This is a genomic window from Mucilaginibacter sp. (genome assembly GCF_041660805.1).
GTDB lineage: Bacteria > Bacteroidota > Bacteroidia > Sphingobacteriales > Sphingobacteriaceae > Mucilaginibacter.
In genome coordinates this window covers 163,428-178,797 of the sequence record NZ_JBAZVP010000009.1, presented here as the reverse complement: position 1 = coordinate 178,797, position 15,370 = coordinate 163,428, and the positions used below count along the sequence as shown (strand labels likewise).

Genomic DNA, 15,370 nt, shown 5'->3' with positions numbered 1-15,370 from the left:
TTAGGTCAGCGGTTTGTAACAGTTTATTATTGAAGTGGAAAATTAGCGGGCAACTATCTTATAGTTTTTGTACTCGCCTATGCGCCAGCCTGTCCAGTCTTCAATTTTCTGTAGTGCTTTTCTTCTAAAATCCATGCTCCTTTGCAGGGGTTTTGTGCCAAAATCTATATTCCAGTTGGTAGCATTTATCCTTTTTTGCATTACTGCCGGATGGGTGCCGGTAAACTTAACCAGGCGGTCGGCATTACCATAATCAAACTCATAAGTTTCTGGAAGGTTTTGGTTCACCCATTCATCGTCATGATAAAATCTGTTAAAATTCCTGATCTTATTATTCAGGCCTTTTTGAGGTTTAGCCCAACCATAATGGTAGACATAAGCATCAATCAGTTTTACCCTGATCTTGCGGTCATCAAGCCGAAAACCCTGTGCATCGCGATAAGCTTTTATACCCTTAATATTTTTAAGAAGCCTTATCTCACGACGGTACCAGCGCCTTGAATCGCCATAATAATCATACGAGCCATAAAAATGGACGTACTTAAATAACAAGCCCTCAATCTTAGGGTTATTGGCTGTCAATTCCATTTCTTTTTTAATAAGATCATGGTATTTTTCATGTACCAGTTCATCTCCTTGTATATAAAAAGCCCAATCAGCATCTGGGGAGATGGCCGCAAAAGCCTTGTCGGTTTCCACCGCGAAAACTTTACCTCCTTCTTTAAGAGAATCGTCCCAGACAGAATCAATGATCTTTATTTTAGGCGAAGCAATGTCCTCAATTAACTGCCGTGTACCATCGTCAGAATTGCCAACTACGACGATGAATTCATCACAAAGCGGCAGTATGGAAGTGATGGCCTGTACCACAGGGTAATCATTTTTTACTGCATTCCTGATAAATGTAAACCCGGATACTTTCATGCCTGCAATATAAAAAGAAATGCCTTTTGAATAATAATTAGGTTGGTAGATTACCCCCTATCATAAAGCAAGGTCCATTTTCTGATCTTTTTTTCCGGAATATTTGCTAATTGTTCGCCGGTTAAGCGCCAGGTCCAGTTTTCGCCATTGCCCGCCGGTATGTTCATTCGCGAATTTTCATCCAGATTTAGCCAGTCTTGTATGGGTATAATAGCTGTTTTACAAACTGATGAAAAGGCTGTTTTGATAAGGACCCTGTTGATATTCTTTTCGGTGATTTTTACGCCGGTATATTTCTTTAATTGTTTATGTACTGATGCATCTGTATCCTTCCGGTACCAGCCAAGGGTAGTATTATTATCATGCGTGCCGGTATAAACAAAGTAATCTTCGGCATGATGATGCGGGGCATATGCAGACTGTGGCATACCATCACCAAACGCAAACTGTAGTACCTTCATGCCGGGCAAATTAAAGTCTTCCCTCAAATTATAAACTGCTTCATCAATCTCTCCAAGGTCTTCGGCCACAAAAGGCAACTTGCCAAACTCCTTTTTTAATGCATTGAAAAAATCATTCCCCGGCCCGGTAATCCATTTGCCATTCACGGCGGTCTTTTCTTCGGCAGGAATTTCCCAGTAGGCTGCAAACGCGCGGAAATGGTCTAAGCGCAACAGGTCATACCATTCTAAATTTTTGCGGATCCGTTTCATCCACCAATCGTATTTGGTTGCTTTAAGTTTGTCCCATTTAAAAACAGGCATCCCCCAACGCTGACCGTCCTCATTAAAATAATCGGGAGGGACGCCGCATACACTTTTCAATTCCAGGTTTTCATTTAAGCTGAATATCTCCGGATTTGTCCAAACATCAACAGAATCATAGCTGATATAAAAAGGCAGATCGCCAAAAAGTTTAACATCCAGTTGGTTGCAATGCGCCTTTAACGCCAACCATTGTTTAGAGAAGATGTATTGCAGCCATTTAACTTTTTCAAGTTCATTAGCGTGTTGCTTGTTAAACTTAGATAAAGCTTTTTGATCCCGAAACTTAAATTCATCTGGCCAGGTGTGCCATGGCTGGTTGTTGTTAAGCTGCTTTAAAACCGAATACAAAGCATAATCGTTTACCCAAAAAGCTTCTTTTTCGCAAAAATCATCAAATTGAGTTCTGATTATTGAATCCTGATTGGCATTAAAATTATCCCATGCTTTATTAAAGAGGTTATTTTTAATTTGCTCAACCGCTTTAAAATCTACCCGGTCAGTTTCTGTTACATAAGCCGGTTTCAAATCATCTTCACTCAATAAGCCATCAGCTGCAAGAAGCTCCGGACTGATCAATAATGTATTTCCCGCATGGCTGGAATGCGAACTATAAGGTGAATAAACATCAGCTTCGCCGGTTGGATTAAGCGGTAATATTTGCCAGTAATGTTGATGGCAGCGACGCAGCAGATCGGCAAAGGATTTAGCCTGGGAGCCAAAATCACCTATCCCAAACAACGATGGTAATGAAGTGATATGCATTAAAACACCGGCGTTACGACCATTTTTAGCATGCTCGAGCTTTAGAACTGCCAGCGGAAATTCATGTAAAATATCTTTTAATTCGATTTTCTTTTGCTGTTTGCCGATAGCATTGGTTAATGTGTTCTCCCGGTTTGAAGGCGCGTTACCTGGCAGAATGATACAGGTATTTCCCCAATCAAAGGTTGATGCAGAACCAGGTTTGCCGGTGTAGATCGCAGCTGTATCTATAGGCACAATTACTATTATCCAAACACCCTTATGTACCCGTGCAAAGGCTATCACATTCTCTTTATGCTTACCTTTTACCTGTAATGGGACATAATTTGCCTTGTTAAACACATCAGGATATTTAGTACGCAAATGGAGAAGCATATTAACCAGCCATAGTTTTATTTGTCCGTTAAAACGGTTTTCCCACAGGTTGGCTGGTGCATTAGCGGTAGTTAACAATTCTTTCCGAAGTTCATAATCAACCGGGCGGCGGTTGTCCGGATCTACGAAGCTCAGGTCCCAAAGTTCAGTTCCCTGGTAAACATCTGGTACACCCGGGCATGTAAGCTTTAGCGTTGCCTGCGATAGTGAATTAATTACGCCTAAATCGCTTACCTTTTGGTGAAAAGAAGTGAAAAGCTCCCAAAAGGGTCGTTTTCTATCAAGTAACGCAGTAGCGAAATTTTTAACGCCGGTTTCGTAAACTTCATTTGGTTCTGTCCAGGTGGAGTGCCGTTTTGCTTCGCGAAGCATTTTTTCAAGGTACTCATTTAGCCGAAAGCCAAAATCTTCTTCGTCCTGGCCGGGCATAGGGTAGGCGCCAATTAGCGTTTGATAAATAAAGTATTCATCGTTTTCGTCTGGCGCGCCGTTGGTCTTAATATCCTGGTTTAGTTGCTGCCATTCAGTTACGGTTTGCAGCCATTCATCAGGAATGCTGGTTAAAACATTTAACCGGGCACGTACACCTTCGCCGCGTTTGGTATCATGTGTGGCGGTGGCATTGATGGCAAGCGGCCACTGTTGTTGCCGACTTTGCATGGTTTCATGAAATTCAGTAACAGACATGCCGAATGCTTCGGGCGAATCACCCACCTCGTTATGATCAATAAAGCGGTTGTAAGTATACATCAGCGTATCCTCAACCCCTTTTGCCATTAGCGGGCCGGTAAATTGCATGCAACGCTGATAAAAATGCAGCGCTTTGTCATTATAAATTTCATCGCCCAGCTGTGGCTTTTCTAAAAGTGCTTTTTCTAAAAGTTCTGTTGCAGCGAGTAGGTCAGGGTGGTGTTTTTTAATTTTTTTGAAGACACGTGCAAGCCAGCCACTTTCCTGATTGCTTAATGGGAAGGCATTGCCGTAAAAACGATATACCGGAAAGTCGATCAGCATTCTTGAAATAGCTTGTTTGATTTGGTTGCGATCTATAGAATCGTCAGATAAGCCTGATTCTATAAATAGCATTGTCAAATTTTGCAGCTCCCCATTCATATGCCCGGTTAGTATCAGCGACTTTTTGTCCCGTATCTGCCGTGTTACCGATCTGTCACTCACGTTTAAGCTTTTGTAAAAGCTGGTGAAGGCTTTTTCGCTTTTTTGGTTGGTGAATAAGTTGTTTACAATGGCCAGGAAATCATAACCAGTACTGCCTTGTATTGGCCATATTTGCGGTAGCTCCTCACCCGATTCCAGTATTTTTTCTACTATTATATATGTATCATCGCCCGCTAAGGCACGCAGGCGTTGCAAGTATTGGGTAGGATCGTAAAGGCCATCAATATGATCAATACGCAATCCTTGAACTATACCCTCCTTTAAAAGTGAGTTAATTAATTCATGTGCATGATTAAAAACCTCTTCCTTTTGAATGTTCAGGCATATCAAGCTGTTCACCGTAAAAAAGCGCCTGAAGTTGATGTTAGAATCAGTTTCCTGCCAGTTGCATAAACGATAGTACTGCTGCCCCGCCAGTACCTGTAATTGGGGCTTATTATTGTTGATGTTTTCAAGACAGGCCTGTAGATATTGGCTAAACGCTTTATTATTATTTATTAATGATGATAGCTGCAGTTTAAGCTCATTCAGCTCTAACGAAAAAGCCTCTGCATCGGCCATTTCGTTAACTTCGTTTATCTGTTGCAATAGTTGTTTAATGGCATCTGCTGGTTCAGGGGCTGCCTGTAAAACCTGATGGTAGCTTCGTAAATTTAATGGCCAGGCTTGTTCCCCATATTTAAACACCAGCCTGTTTTGGTTCCAATCTATTTTAAGTTCGCCAGCCTCAATTACTTCATCTAAATCATTACCTAAAAAAGGCACCATAATAGGGCCTTTAAACAATGTACTATCTGCAAGGCTTTGGTCAAAGTAGTTTCGATAAAGAGATAACGGCCCTTTTTCCAGCAGATCCATTAACCAAACGTTATCTGAATGGAATGCCATGTGGTTAGGCACAATATCCTGCAGCCAGCTGATACCTTTTCCTTTGAGTTTTTTGCTGATCTGTTTTAATTGAGCAAGTGTCCCAATTTCAGGATTGATAGTTAATGGGTCAACATTATCATAACCATGCGTACTGCCCGGTACAGCTTTAAATATGGGTGATGCATACAGGGTTTTTATACCCAATTTGGCCAAATAAGGAATTATCTTTTCAAGATCATCAAAAGTAAAATCCTTGTGAAACTGAATGCGATATGTTGAAACGGGATTAAACATTAGTTAGTGTAAATAATTATAGACTCGGGTTGAATAGTTTCAGGAGTTGTTAAATACCCCTGTTTTTCGCTTGTGTCTTTAAATTCCGTTGCCGACGAATCCAGCACAACTTTCAAATCGTTATGCCCTGTAGTGAATACTAACGGCTGTTGTTCTTTAGAAAAATTCAAAAAACAATAAACGTGCTGCCCTGCCTCCCAACGATGTAGTTGTAACGTTTGCTGTTGTTCATTAAAATCAACCGTTAAATTTTTACGGTTGAGTGAGTGTAGGGCAGGCAGTTTTTTACGCAAAGCGATTAGCGTTTTATAATAATGCAACATTGTTTTATGCTGCCCTTTATCCAGGCTCTCCCAGTTCAATTTTGATTGTTTAAATGTTGTTTCGGCTTGTGGGTCTGGCGCCTCACCTTCAGCATGGAAGGCCGCGAATTCTTCTTTTCGCCCTTTGCGTACCGCCTCAATAAGCTCTTTATCAGTATGGCTCACAAAGTATAAAAATGGATTCTGCTCGCTCCATTCTTCGCCCATAAACAGCATGGGCAGGTACGGACTAACCATTACAGCACCAGCCATAAGCTTTTGCATTTCGAAACTAAAAAGTGTGCTGCTGCGTTCACCCAGCATGCGGTTACCCACGTGATCGTGATTTTGCGAAAACACAACAAACTGCTGCCCCGGGTTATCCGTTTTTGTGCCGAATGTTTTTAGGCGCTGCTGCGAATACTGGCCATCATATACGTATGCATCCTGGTATGCTTTTGCGAGATGGGCTATGCCATTAAAATCGCTGTAATAACCATTTCGTTCACCCCCTGCGGTTACCCGCAGTGCATGATGAAACTCGTCTATCCATTGTGCATCCATACCAAAACCATGCTTTTCTATTGGATCAATGAAGCGCTTATCGTTCAGGTCGAATTCAATTATCAGATAATGTGCGCGGCCGGTTTCTGCCACCAAATCGTCAACCGCTTCCTTCATTTCCTGCAGAATGTGTTTCGGACTAAAATCTTTTATGGCGTGCACCGCATCCATCCGCAAAGCATCAATGTGGAAATCCCTAAACCACATCAGCACATTCAGGATAAAATAGTTTCGCACCTCGTCGCACCAGGCATCATCAAAATTGATAGCATTACCCCATGGCGTATGGTATTTATCAGTAAAATACGGCCCAAACTCATTAAAATAATTACCCTCCGGGCCAATGTGGTTATAAACCACATCTAATATTACGGCAAGGCCTGCTTTGTGGCAGGCATTAACCAGTTCCATTAAACCTTGGTGGCCACCATATGAGTTTTGTACAGCATATGGGAAAACACCATCATATCCCCAGTTTCTTTCTCCGGGGAATTGTGCTACCGGCATAATTTCGATTGCGGTTATGCCAAAATTTTTGAGATAAGCCAGCTTATGCTCTATCGATTTGAAAGTGCCTTCGGGTGTAAAAGTTCCGGTATGCAGTTCATAGATAATGTATTCAGCTAATGGCGGGTTTTGCCAGTTTTGATCTGACCATGCAGTAGCCTGCAGATCAATTGCCTGTGATGCGCCGTGTACCCCATCCGGTTGGGATTTGGAAGCGGGGTCGGGCAGTTCTTTATCATCCAATAAAAATTTATACCTGTCATTGGGTTGGATCTGGTCAGATTCCAGCTCCCAGTAGCCCCTGTCCTTTTTTTTAAGAGAAATAGTGAGCTGCTTTTCAGGCAAAACAATGGCCACTTTTCTTGCATACGGAGCCCAAAGTATAACTATGGCTTTTCTGTTAGCCAAAAAGGTAATGCCCGGTTGCATATTTAATGGATTGATGGTCATTTTATGTGAGCGGATGATGCAGTAAAACAATCGACCTTCCTTCTACAGTAATAGATTCTTCCTTATTTAAGGTTTGCTCATGAATTTCATCATTACTGGTATCCATTACAATTTTCCACTTTTTGCTGTATATCTTTTCCGGTAGTTTGTATTCAAGTGCTTCGTGGTGGGCGTTAAAGATCACATAAAAGTTATCATCAAAAATATGCTCACCCTCCGGGCCAACAGCATGCAAACCACGGCCATTCAGGAACACGCCAAGTGATCTTGCAAAGTCGTGGTTCCAGTTCTCTTCTTCCATTTCTATACCTTCCGGCAAGAACCATGCAATATCGTCTAAGCCTTTAGCCTTAACCGGCTGCCCCTGAAACCAGCGCCGACGTCTGAAAATGGGATGCTCCTTCCTTATCTGAATAAGCTTACGGGTAAATGCCAGGAGTTGTTCATCAGCTTCGGCCCAGTTTAACCAGGATATCTCGTTATCCTGGCAATAAGCATTATTATTTCCATGTTGGGTACGGCCAAATTCATCGCCTGCAACTAACATAGGTACCCCCTGCGATAAAAACATGGTTGCTAATAAATTGCGTTTTTGCCGGTCGCGGAGCTTATTTACTTCGGGGTCGTCTGTAGGGCCTTCAACTCCGCAGTTCCATGAACGGTTATGATTTTCACCATCGTTATTGTCCTCGCCGTTGGCTTCATTATGCTTTTCGTTGTATGATACCAGATCGTTAAGGGTAAAGCCATCATGTGCGGTTATAAAATTAATGCTGGCTGTTGGTTTACGATAATCGTCCTGGTAAAGATCAGGGCTGCCGGTAAAACGCTGACCAAATTCGCCCAGCATGCTATCTGCGCCTATCCAGTAATCGCGGATACAATCACGATACTTGCCGTTCCACTCGGCCCAGCCGGGAGGGAACTTGCCTACCTGGTAACCGCCCTCACCTACATCCCAGGGTTCAGCAATCAATTTTACTTGCGATATAACCGGGTCCTGGTGAATAATATCAAAAAACGCGCTCAGGCGGTTTACCTCATGCAGCTCACGGGCAAGGGTAGAGGCCAGGTCGAACCTAAAACCATCTACATGCATTTCCATGATCCAATAACGCAGGCTATCCATAATATACCGCAGCACATTGGGCAGCATAGCATTTAAGGTGTTGCCTGTGCCTGTATAATCCTTGTAGTAACGCCGGTCATCATCTACCAGCCTGTAATACGATGCATTATCTATCCCTTTAAAAGACAGCGTTGGCCCTAAATGGTTACCCTCGCCTGTGTGGTTATAAACTACGTCCAGTATTACTTCAATACCGGCTTTGTGCAATTCTTTCACCATTTGTTTGAATTCCTGTACCTGCTTGCCCGAGTCAATTTCACCTGCATATCGTACATCGGGTGCAAAAAAGGCAATGGTATTATAACCCCAATAATTGGTGAGGCCTTTTTCAACTAAATGGCGGTCGGCAACAAACTGGTGAACAGGCATTAACTCTAGAGCGGTAATGCCCAGGTCCTGCAAGTATTTGATAGTTACCGGATGGCCTAAGGCTTCATATGTGCCTCTTATTTTTTCCGGAATATCCGGATGCTGTTGTGTAAAACCTTTAACATGGGCCTCATATATAATAGACTGGTGATAAGGGGTTCTTGGCGGCTGGTCATCTTCCCATGCAAAATGCGGATCTATTACAACAGACTTAGGCACAAAGTCTGCACTATCTGTATGGCTATAACTTAGGTCCTCATCGGGGTTCCCCAGCTCATACCCAAATAAGGAATCGTGCCAGTCTATCACACCAGAAATTGCTTTTGCATAAGGGTCTATCAGTAATTTATTCGGATTATAACGATGCCCGTTCTCGGGTTCAAAAGGGCCGTAAACACGGTAACCATAAAGCTGCCCCGGTTCAATGCCGGGTATATAGCAATGCCATATTTGATGAGTGCGTTCGGTTAGGATCAATTTTTTTTCTTTGCCATTATTAAACAGGCAAAGTTCAACACTGGTGGCGTTATCTGCATATAATGCAAAGTTCACTCCCTGGTCATCCCATAAAGCACCCAGGGGATAGGGTTTACCCGGGTAAATTTTATTAATCATACAAGATAAAACAGCGTTATAGCTAATTGTTTTTATAATTATGGATTTTCTTAGGCCAATATCCTATCAAACAAATAGCAATTGCAGGATGTTATGTTATAGCCTGATATCTAAAATCATATGAAGAAGTTATTAATTGTAAGCACCGATACGCGCTTTTTGAATAGTATACAAGCAGAGTTAAGCTATCGGAATTTTGAGGTAACGGTGCTCCAATCAGTTGATAATTTATTTAAAGAACTGCGGAACTTTCAACCTGATACGCTTATTATTGACTTTATTTTAGATGAGCTAAACGGCGGTTCGCTTTGCCACCAGTTGAAGTGCGACCCGGATACCCGTAGCTTGCCCGTAGTGATGTTATCTGATTATGGCGGGCTGGAACGCTTCTCTTCCAGGTTTGGTTGTGATAATATCATTTATAAACAAGCCGATATTTATAAAATGACAGATGCCCTTGTTGATGTTATAAAAAACAAAAACGTACTGTCATGATTTAATGCCCCATGTTGAAATTTTGCTAATCTTGAATTTGATCTTTAGACTAACAATTCTTACAAACCGTTGTTGCTAAGGTAATTTTCAAGATACTGCTAATGGAAAAACATATTTATCAAACTGGTTTAATAGGCAACTGCGCCTTTCTCGCCCACATTAACAAAAACACTAATATTGAATGGATGTGCTGGCCGCGGTTTGATAGTCCGTTTGTATTTGGCGGCTTGCTGGATACCAATAAGGGTGGCGAATTCTCTATCCTGCCCCAGGGTGAGTTTACTTCAAACCAATATTATTTAGAGAACACCAACGTACTACGTACGGACATTACCTGCACCCATGGCAAATACAGGGTAACAGATTTTGCACCAAGGTTTTTTTTGCATGGCAGATATTTTAAGCCACTGATCTTAATTCGTAAAATAGAATCATTAGAGGGGACACCCCGCATTAAGGTTAAATGTGAGCCTGTTTGTGATTATGGCCGAGCAAAGCAAGACAGGTTACAGGGTAGCGACTCGATAGAATTTACGGGCTGTGGTGAGAAAATGACCTTAACATCAAATATCTCCCTTGCTTACCTGATAGATGAAGAATACTTTTCATTGAACGAAACCAAATACCTGCTGTTAAACTACGGTACCGAATTTGATGGTTCATTGATAAGTACATCAGAAGAATATCTGCGCGAAACTATTGAATACTGGCGCTTATGGATAAAACACTCTTCCATTGCAGGCTTTTATCAGCCGTACGTAATACGATCAGCGCTGGTATTAAAGATCCATCAGTATGAAGATACCGGTGCTATTATCGCTGCAAGTACCAGCAGCTTACCCGAGTTTCCGGGTAGTGAACGGAATTGGGATTATCGTTACTGCTGGCTCAGGGATACGTATTATGTATTAACATCCCTTAACCACATTGGGCATTTTGAAGAAATGGAACGTTACTTTAACTATGTAACTGATATTTCTTTTTCGGTAGGAGACAGTTTCCGGTACCAACCTTTGTATGGCATCACAGGTAAAAAAGATTTGACCGAAACCATTATGGATCACCTGGATGGTTATATGGGCAACAAGCCCGTGCGCATTGGCAACCAGGCATCAGAACATATCCAGAATGATATTTATGGGCAGGTACTTATATCCCTGTTGCCCTTGTATACCGATCATCGCTTTGTTTTTAGTGAAAGAAAAGATTCTGACAGGTGGATAAAGTTCTTGCTGAGTAAAATAGAACGCACAATTGATGAAAAAGATGCCGGTATATGGGAGTTTAGGAATATAGCACACATACATTGTTATAGTAACCTGTTTCAATGGGCAGGTTGTAATGCTGCCGAAAAAATTGCCAAAACTATAGGAAATACAGAATTGGTAGAAAAAGCACAGCAATTAAAAGCGCGCGCTGCAACACATATTGAAAGCTGTTATGATGCCGAGCGAAAGGTTTATACACATGCGGCAGGGAGCCCGCATTTAGATGCCAGTACCCTGCAATTGATAATGATGAATTACATTGACCCGGCATCGCAAAAAGCAAAAGATCATTTAATAGCATTAGAGAGGGAACTTAAAACAGAAGGCGGACTATTTTACAGGTATATTCACAACGATGATTTTGGTAAGCCTAAAACAACTTTCCTGATCTGTGCTTTTTGGTATGTAGAAGCACTGGCCTGTGTTGGCAGGCTGGATGATGCGATACGGGAGTTTGAAAAACTGATGAAGTACTGCAACCACTTGTTACTGTTTAGTGAAGATGTTGATGAAAAAACAGGCAGCCAGTGGGGGAATTTCCCGCAAGCTTATAGCCATGTGGGCTTAATGAATGCAGCATACCGGATAGCAATTAAGCTTGACCGGCCAATATTTTTATAACAGATGGAAAGGCAAATCAATTTGTGGTCAAAAAATTTATCGCCATGGGTATGGAACCTGGCTGTTATTGGTTTTGTGCTGCTTATTGGCTTTGTGTTTAAGTTTATAATTACCTTATTATTAAATTATTATAAAAATAAAAAAACGGCCGATTACTCCTTCTTCCGGTCGTTGGTTACACATTTAAGCGCACCTTTAAATCACTTTATTCCCTTACTTACCCTTAATGTTATACTGCCTTATCTTACTTTAAAAGATGTTTATGAGGGTAATTTAAAAACCTGGCTGGGTATATTGCTGCTTATATCTTTCGCCAATCTTTTGGTAAATGCTATTAAGATGCTGGAGGATTATGTTTACCATAAGTATGATTTTAACAAGGAGGATAATTTAAAAGAACGTAAGATCCGTACGCAGTTGCAGTTTATCCGCAAGATATCTACAATAGTTATTATCCTGATAACCGTTTCCCTCATTTTGCTAAGTTTTGATAATGTAAGAAAACTGGGTGCCGGTTTGTTAACGGGCGTGGGTATAAGCGGAATAATCATTGGTTTTGCCGCGCAAAAGTCATTGGGTAATTTACTGGCAGGTTTCCAGATAGCGTTTACGCAACCCATCAGAATTGATGATGTGTTAGTGGTTGAGGGCGAGTGGGGCAGGGTAGAAGATATTACGCTTACTTATGTGGTATTAAACATCTGGGATCAGCGGAGATTGATCCTGCCTATTAATTACTTTATTGAAAAGCCGTTCCAAAATTGGACACGCAGTACATCAGAAATATTAGGCACTATATTTTTATATGTTGATTATAATGTGCCGGTAGATATATTGAGGACTGAATTGACCCGTTTGCTCAATGAATCGGCACTTTGGGATAAACGTGTAGGTATTTTACAGGTAACTGATGTTAAGGAACATACCATAGAACTGCGCGCGTTGGTAAGTGCCAGGAACTCATCGCAGGCGTTTGATCTAAGGTGCTACATCAGGGAAAACCTTATCAAATTCCTGAGTGCAAACTATCCGGATAGCCTGCCCAAGAACAGGTATACATTCGACCAATTTCCGCCGGATAAGCTTTCTGAATTGCCCGGTCCCAGGAAAGATTTTTAACAATGTTATGTTGCATGCTACTGCAATAAATAATGAGTATTTTGCCAAAGGAAATTCATTGTAAACCTGCATCGCAATACTAATTATAACATTAATGAGACCAGCTTATTTATTCTTAGCAGTTATTTCAGTATCCATTATTTTCAATTCTTGTAAACAATCGGCATCTAAAGATAAGGATGGTTATAAAGGTTGGGCTGCCTATGCCGGCTCTAAAGATGGCTCACGATACTCTGCCAGCGAGGATATCACACTACAGAATGTTGCTAATTTGAAAGAAGCATGGGTATATAGCTCAAACGATAAAGATTCAAGCGGCCGCACGCAAAATCAATGCAACCCTATTATGGTTGATGGTATGCTGTATGGTTCAACCCCAAGGCTTAAATTGTTCTCTTTAAACGCGGTTACCGGCAAACAAAACTGGCTGTTTGATCCGGCTTCTGTAGATACCGTTGGCAGAAATGAGCCCATGGCTTACTATAAAGTTAACCGCGGAGTTGTTTACTGGCAGGATGCTAATGGCGGCAATAAGCGCATATTTTATAATGTAGGCAATAAGGTATATTGTATTGACGCCACTTTGGGTAAGCCTATCAATAATTTCGGTAATGGCGGCTTTATAGATATGACAGAAAATGTGGGCCGCGTAATCCATTCAATTGTAGCATCTACAACACCGGGTGTAATTTATAAGGATGTATTAATAATGGGTGTGCGTGTTTCAGAAAGTGAAGATGCCGCACCTGCGCCAATCCGGGCCTATGATGTGCTTACCGGCAAACTCCGCTGGAGTTTCAATACTATTCCGCATCCCGGCGAAAAGGGTTATGAAACCTGGGAAAATAAAGACGCCTGGAAAAGCCTTGGCGGTGCAAATAACTGGGCGGGCATGTCGCTTGATGAGGCACGTGGTATCGTTTACATTCCTACCGGATCTATTGGCGGTGATTTTTATGGCGGAAACAGAAAAGGGCAAAACCTTTATGCCAACTCACTAATAGCGCTTGATGCCGCAACCGGTAAATACATATGGCATTTTCAGTTTGTACATCACGATCTTTGGGATCGCGATCTGCCTGCAAACCCCAACTTGGTAACCATAAAACACAATGGCAAAAATGTGGATGCAGTAGCACAAATAACCAAGCATGGCTACATATTTATGTTTGACCGTGTAACGGGCGAGCCTATATTCCCGATCAATGAAAAAGGCGTGCCTACCAATGGGCTGCCAGGCGAAAAACCATGGCCTACACAGCCAATACCAACATTGCCCGAGCCTTTTGCACGCCAAAAATTTACGCCCGAAGATGTAACAGATCTTACGCCCGAGACGCATAAAGATATGATGGAAAAATATCTGAAAGTAAAAAACAGGGTAATGTTTAGTCCGCCAAGTAAAGAAGGGGGCTGGATATTCCCGGGCTTTGATGGTGGTGGCGAATGGGGAGGTGCAGCAGTAGACCAGCAAACCAAGATCATGTACATTAACAGCAGCGAATTGCCCTGGATACAGTTGATGATAGATGTGCCTAAGAATAACACCAATGACCATTCATTAGCCGGGGCCGGGCACGCTATATATAACCAGCGTTGTATTACCTGCCATGGCGTTGATTTGAAAGGAAATGGATCAACCATACCTGCCCTTATCAATCTGCAGAAAAAGCTTACCGAACTACAGGCTAAAAATATTATTGATAATGGCCGTAATATGATGCCTTCATTTAAAGCGATACCTGAGGGAGAGAAGAAGGCCCTGCTTACCTTCCTGCTAAAGATCCCGGAGAAAGAAGCGACCGGCTCCGCAGTGAGAAGCAGCACTCAACCTATTGCAACAATAGTTAAAAGCGCATTGCCACCTGCACCTTACACTATGGCTGGTTATACCCGTTTTGTTGATAAAGATGGTTATCCGGGTATTAAACCACCATGGGGTACCCTTAACGCTGTCGACCTTACTTCTGGTAAGTTATTGTGGAAAGTACCATTAGGAGAATATGACAAATTAACCAAAAAGGGTATCCCAATTACCGGCACTGAAAACTATGGTGGCCCGTTGGTTACTAAAGGAGGCCTTGTTTTTATAGCAGCCACCAAGGATGAAAAGATCCGTGCTTTTGATAAAAAAACCGGTAAAGTGGTTTGGGAAGCTAAACTGCCCGCAGCGGGATATGCCACACCGGCAACCTATGAAATAGATGGTAAGCAATATATTGTAATTGCCTGTGGCGGTGGCAAAATAGGTAGTAAATCTGGCGATAGTTATGTAGCGTTCTCTTTATAATAATAGGAACCTTGCTATAATTCTGGAAGCAATCTGAATGGGAAATAACATTTGCAGGGTCATCCTGAGCTTGTCGAAGGACGTGCGCAAAGGCCCACCCCACAATGTGGTTCGACAAGCTCACCATGACAAGACAAGCTCAGCATGACCCCAATCCTCAAATTTGTCATACTATAGTGAGGCAATGATTGTCTTTTTATTGCATCCTAAGTATACCTTTCTAATTTATCGGCTATTAAATGCACCAGTTGTTTATCTAAGTTGCCGGGGTTTTTGCACACGGTTAAATTCTCATGCGGGTCGGGGTTAAAACTGACAACCAGGGTATGGTCTTTAAATACCTCGAACTTGCATTTTTCACCTTCATGGTGCAGGTAATCCCTAACTTCAAAATCAAATTCTTCCTTGCCTTTTTTAATCCTGATATCAAATCTTTCCATGTTTGTGAATAATGATGGTTTAACATAAAACCG

Annotated in this window: 9 protein-coding genes; 4 read left to right on the top strand and 5 right to left on the bottom strand. The window is 41.9% G+C overall.

The window, feature by feature from the left end; genetic code table 11:
- Positions 1 to 42: 42 nt before the first annotated feature.
- The 4 genes from WC743_RS13995 to glgX are packed head-to-tail and all read right to left on the bottom strand — an operon-like array spanning position 43 to position 9,104.
- Positions 43 to 924 (bottom strand): glycosyltransferase family 2 protein, encoded by an 882-nt coding sequence (locus WC743_RS13995; protein WP_373012685.1) that lies wholly within the window; start codon positions 922 to 924, stop codon positions 43 to 45.
- A 50-nt stretch (positions 925 to 974) separates the two neighbouring features.
- Positions 975 to 5,168, bottom strand: a complete 4,194-nt coding sequence (gene treY, locus WC743_RS13990; RefSeq protein ID WP_373012683.1) for a malto-oligosyltrehalose synthase — start codon at positions 5,166 to 5,168, stop codon at positions 975 to 977.
- On the bottom strand, positions 5,168 to 6,991 hold the full coding sequence (treZ, locus tag WC743_RS13985) for a malto-oligosyltrehalose trehalohydrolase (protein ID WP_373012681.1): 1,824 nt from the start codon (positions 6,989 to 6,991) through the stop codon (positions 5,168 to 5,170). The genes treY and treZ overlap by 1 nt, the downstream gene beginning before the upstream one ends.
- A 1-nt stretch (position 6,992) precedes the next feature.
- Positions 6,993 to 9,104 (bottom strand): glycogen debranching protein GlgX, encoded by a 2,112-nt coding sequence (glgX, locus tag WC743_RS13980; protein WP_373012679.1) that lies wholly within the window; start codon positions 9,102 to 9,104, stop codon positions 6,993 to 6,995.
- A gap of 120 nt (positions 9,105 to 9,224) precedes the next feature.
- Here glgX and WC743_RS13975 point away from each other — a divergent pair, with 120 nt between their 5' ends.
- From WC743_RS13975 to WC743_RS13960, 4 genes are all read left to right on the top strand, one after another.
- Entirely contained in the window at positions 9,225 to 9,599 is a 375-nt protein-coding gene (locus tag WC743_RS13975; protein WP_373012677.1) for a response regulator, read from the top strand.
- Positions 9,600 to 9,700: 101 nt separating this feature from the next.
- Complete coding sequence (locus WC743_RS13970; RefSeq protein ID WP_373012676.1) at positions 9,701 to 11,488, top strand: glycoside hydrolase family 15 protein; 1,788 nt, start codon at positions 9,701 to 9,703, stop codon at positions 11,486 to 11,488.
- 3 nt (positions 11,489 to 11,491) lie between these two features.
- Entirely contained in the window at positions 11,492 to 12,607 is a 1,116-nt protein-coding gene (locus WC743_RS13965) for a mechanosensitive ion channel family protein (protein ID WP_373012674.1), read from the top strand.
- A 94-nt stretch (positions 12,608 to 12,701) separates the two neighbouring features.
- Positions 12,702 to 14,897: a PQQ-binding-like beta-propeller repeat protein gene (locus WC743_RS13960; protein WP_373012672.1), complete on the top strand. Its 2,196-nt coding sequence runs from the start codon at positions 12,702 to 12,704 to the stop codon at positions 14,895 to 14,897.
- A 206-nt stretch (positions 14,898 to 15,103) separates the two neighbouring features.
- Here the strand turns inward: WC743_RS13960 and WC743_RS13955 are convergent, their stop codons facing one another.
- The gene (locus tag WC743_RS13955) at positions 15,104 to 15,337 is read right to left on the bottom strand and encodes a hypothetical protein (protein WP_373012671.1); all 234 of its coding nucleotides are present in this window, start codon (positions 15,335 to 15,337) and stop codon (positions 15,104 to 15,106) included.
- Between the last annotated feature and the right edge of the window lie 33 nt (positions 15,338 to 15,370).

Coding starts and splice junctions, on each gene's coding strand:
- WC743_RS13995 (WP_373012685.1), bottom strand. CDS start 924: ATGAAAGTATCCGGGTTTACATTTATCAGGAATGCAGTAAAAAATGAT.
- treY (WP_373012683.1), bottom strand. CDS start 5,168: ATGTTTAATCCCGTTTCAACATATCGCATTCAGTTTCACAAGGATTTT.
- treZ (WP_373012681.1), bottom strand. CDS start 6,991: ATGACCATCAATCCATTAAATATGCAACCGGGCATTACCTTTTTGGCT.
- glgX (WP_373012679.1), bottom strand. CDS start 9,104: ATGATTAATAAAATTTACCCGGGTAAACCCTATCCCCTGGGTGCTTTA.
- WC743_RS13975 (WP_373012677.1), top strand. CDS start 9,225: ATGAAGAAGTTATTAATTGTAAGCACCGATACGCGCTTTTTGAATAGT.
- WC743_RS13970 (WP_373012676.1), top strand. CDS start 9,701: ATGGAAAAACATATTTATCAAACTGGTTTAATAGGCAACTGCGCCTTT.
- WC743_RS13965 (WP_373012674.1), top strand. CDS start 11,492: ATGGAAAGGCAAATCAATTTGTGGTCAAAAAATTTATCGCCATGGGTA.
- WC743_RS13960 (WP_373012672.1), top strand. CDS start 12,702: ATGAGACCAGCTTATTTATTCTTAGCAGTTATTTCAGTATCCATTATT.
- WC743_RS13955 (WP_373012671.1), bottom strand. CDS start 15,337: ATGGAAAGATTTGATATCAGGATTAAAAAAGGCAAGGAAGAATTTGAT.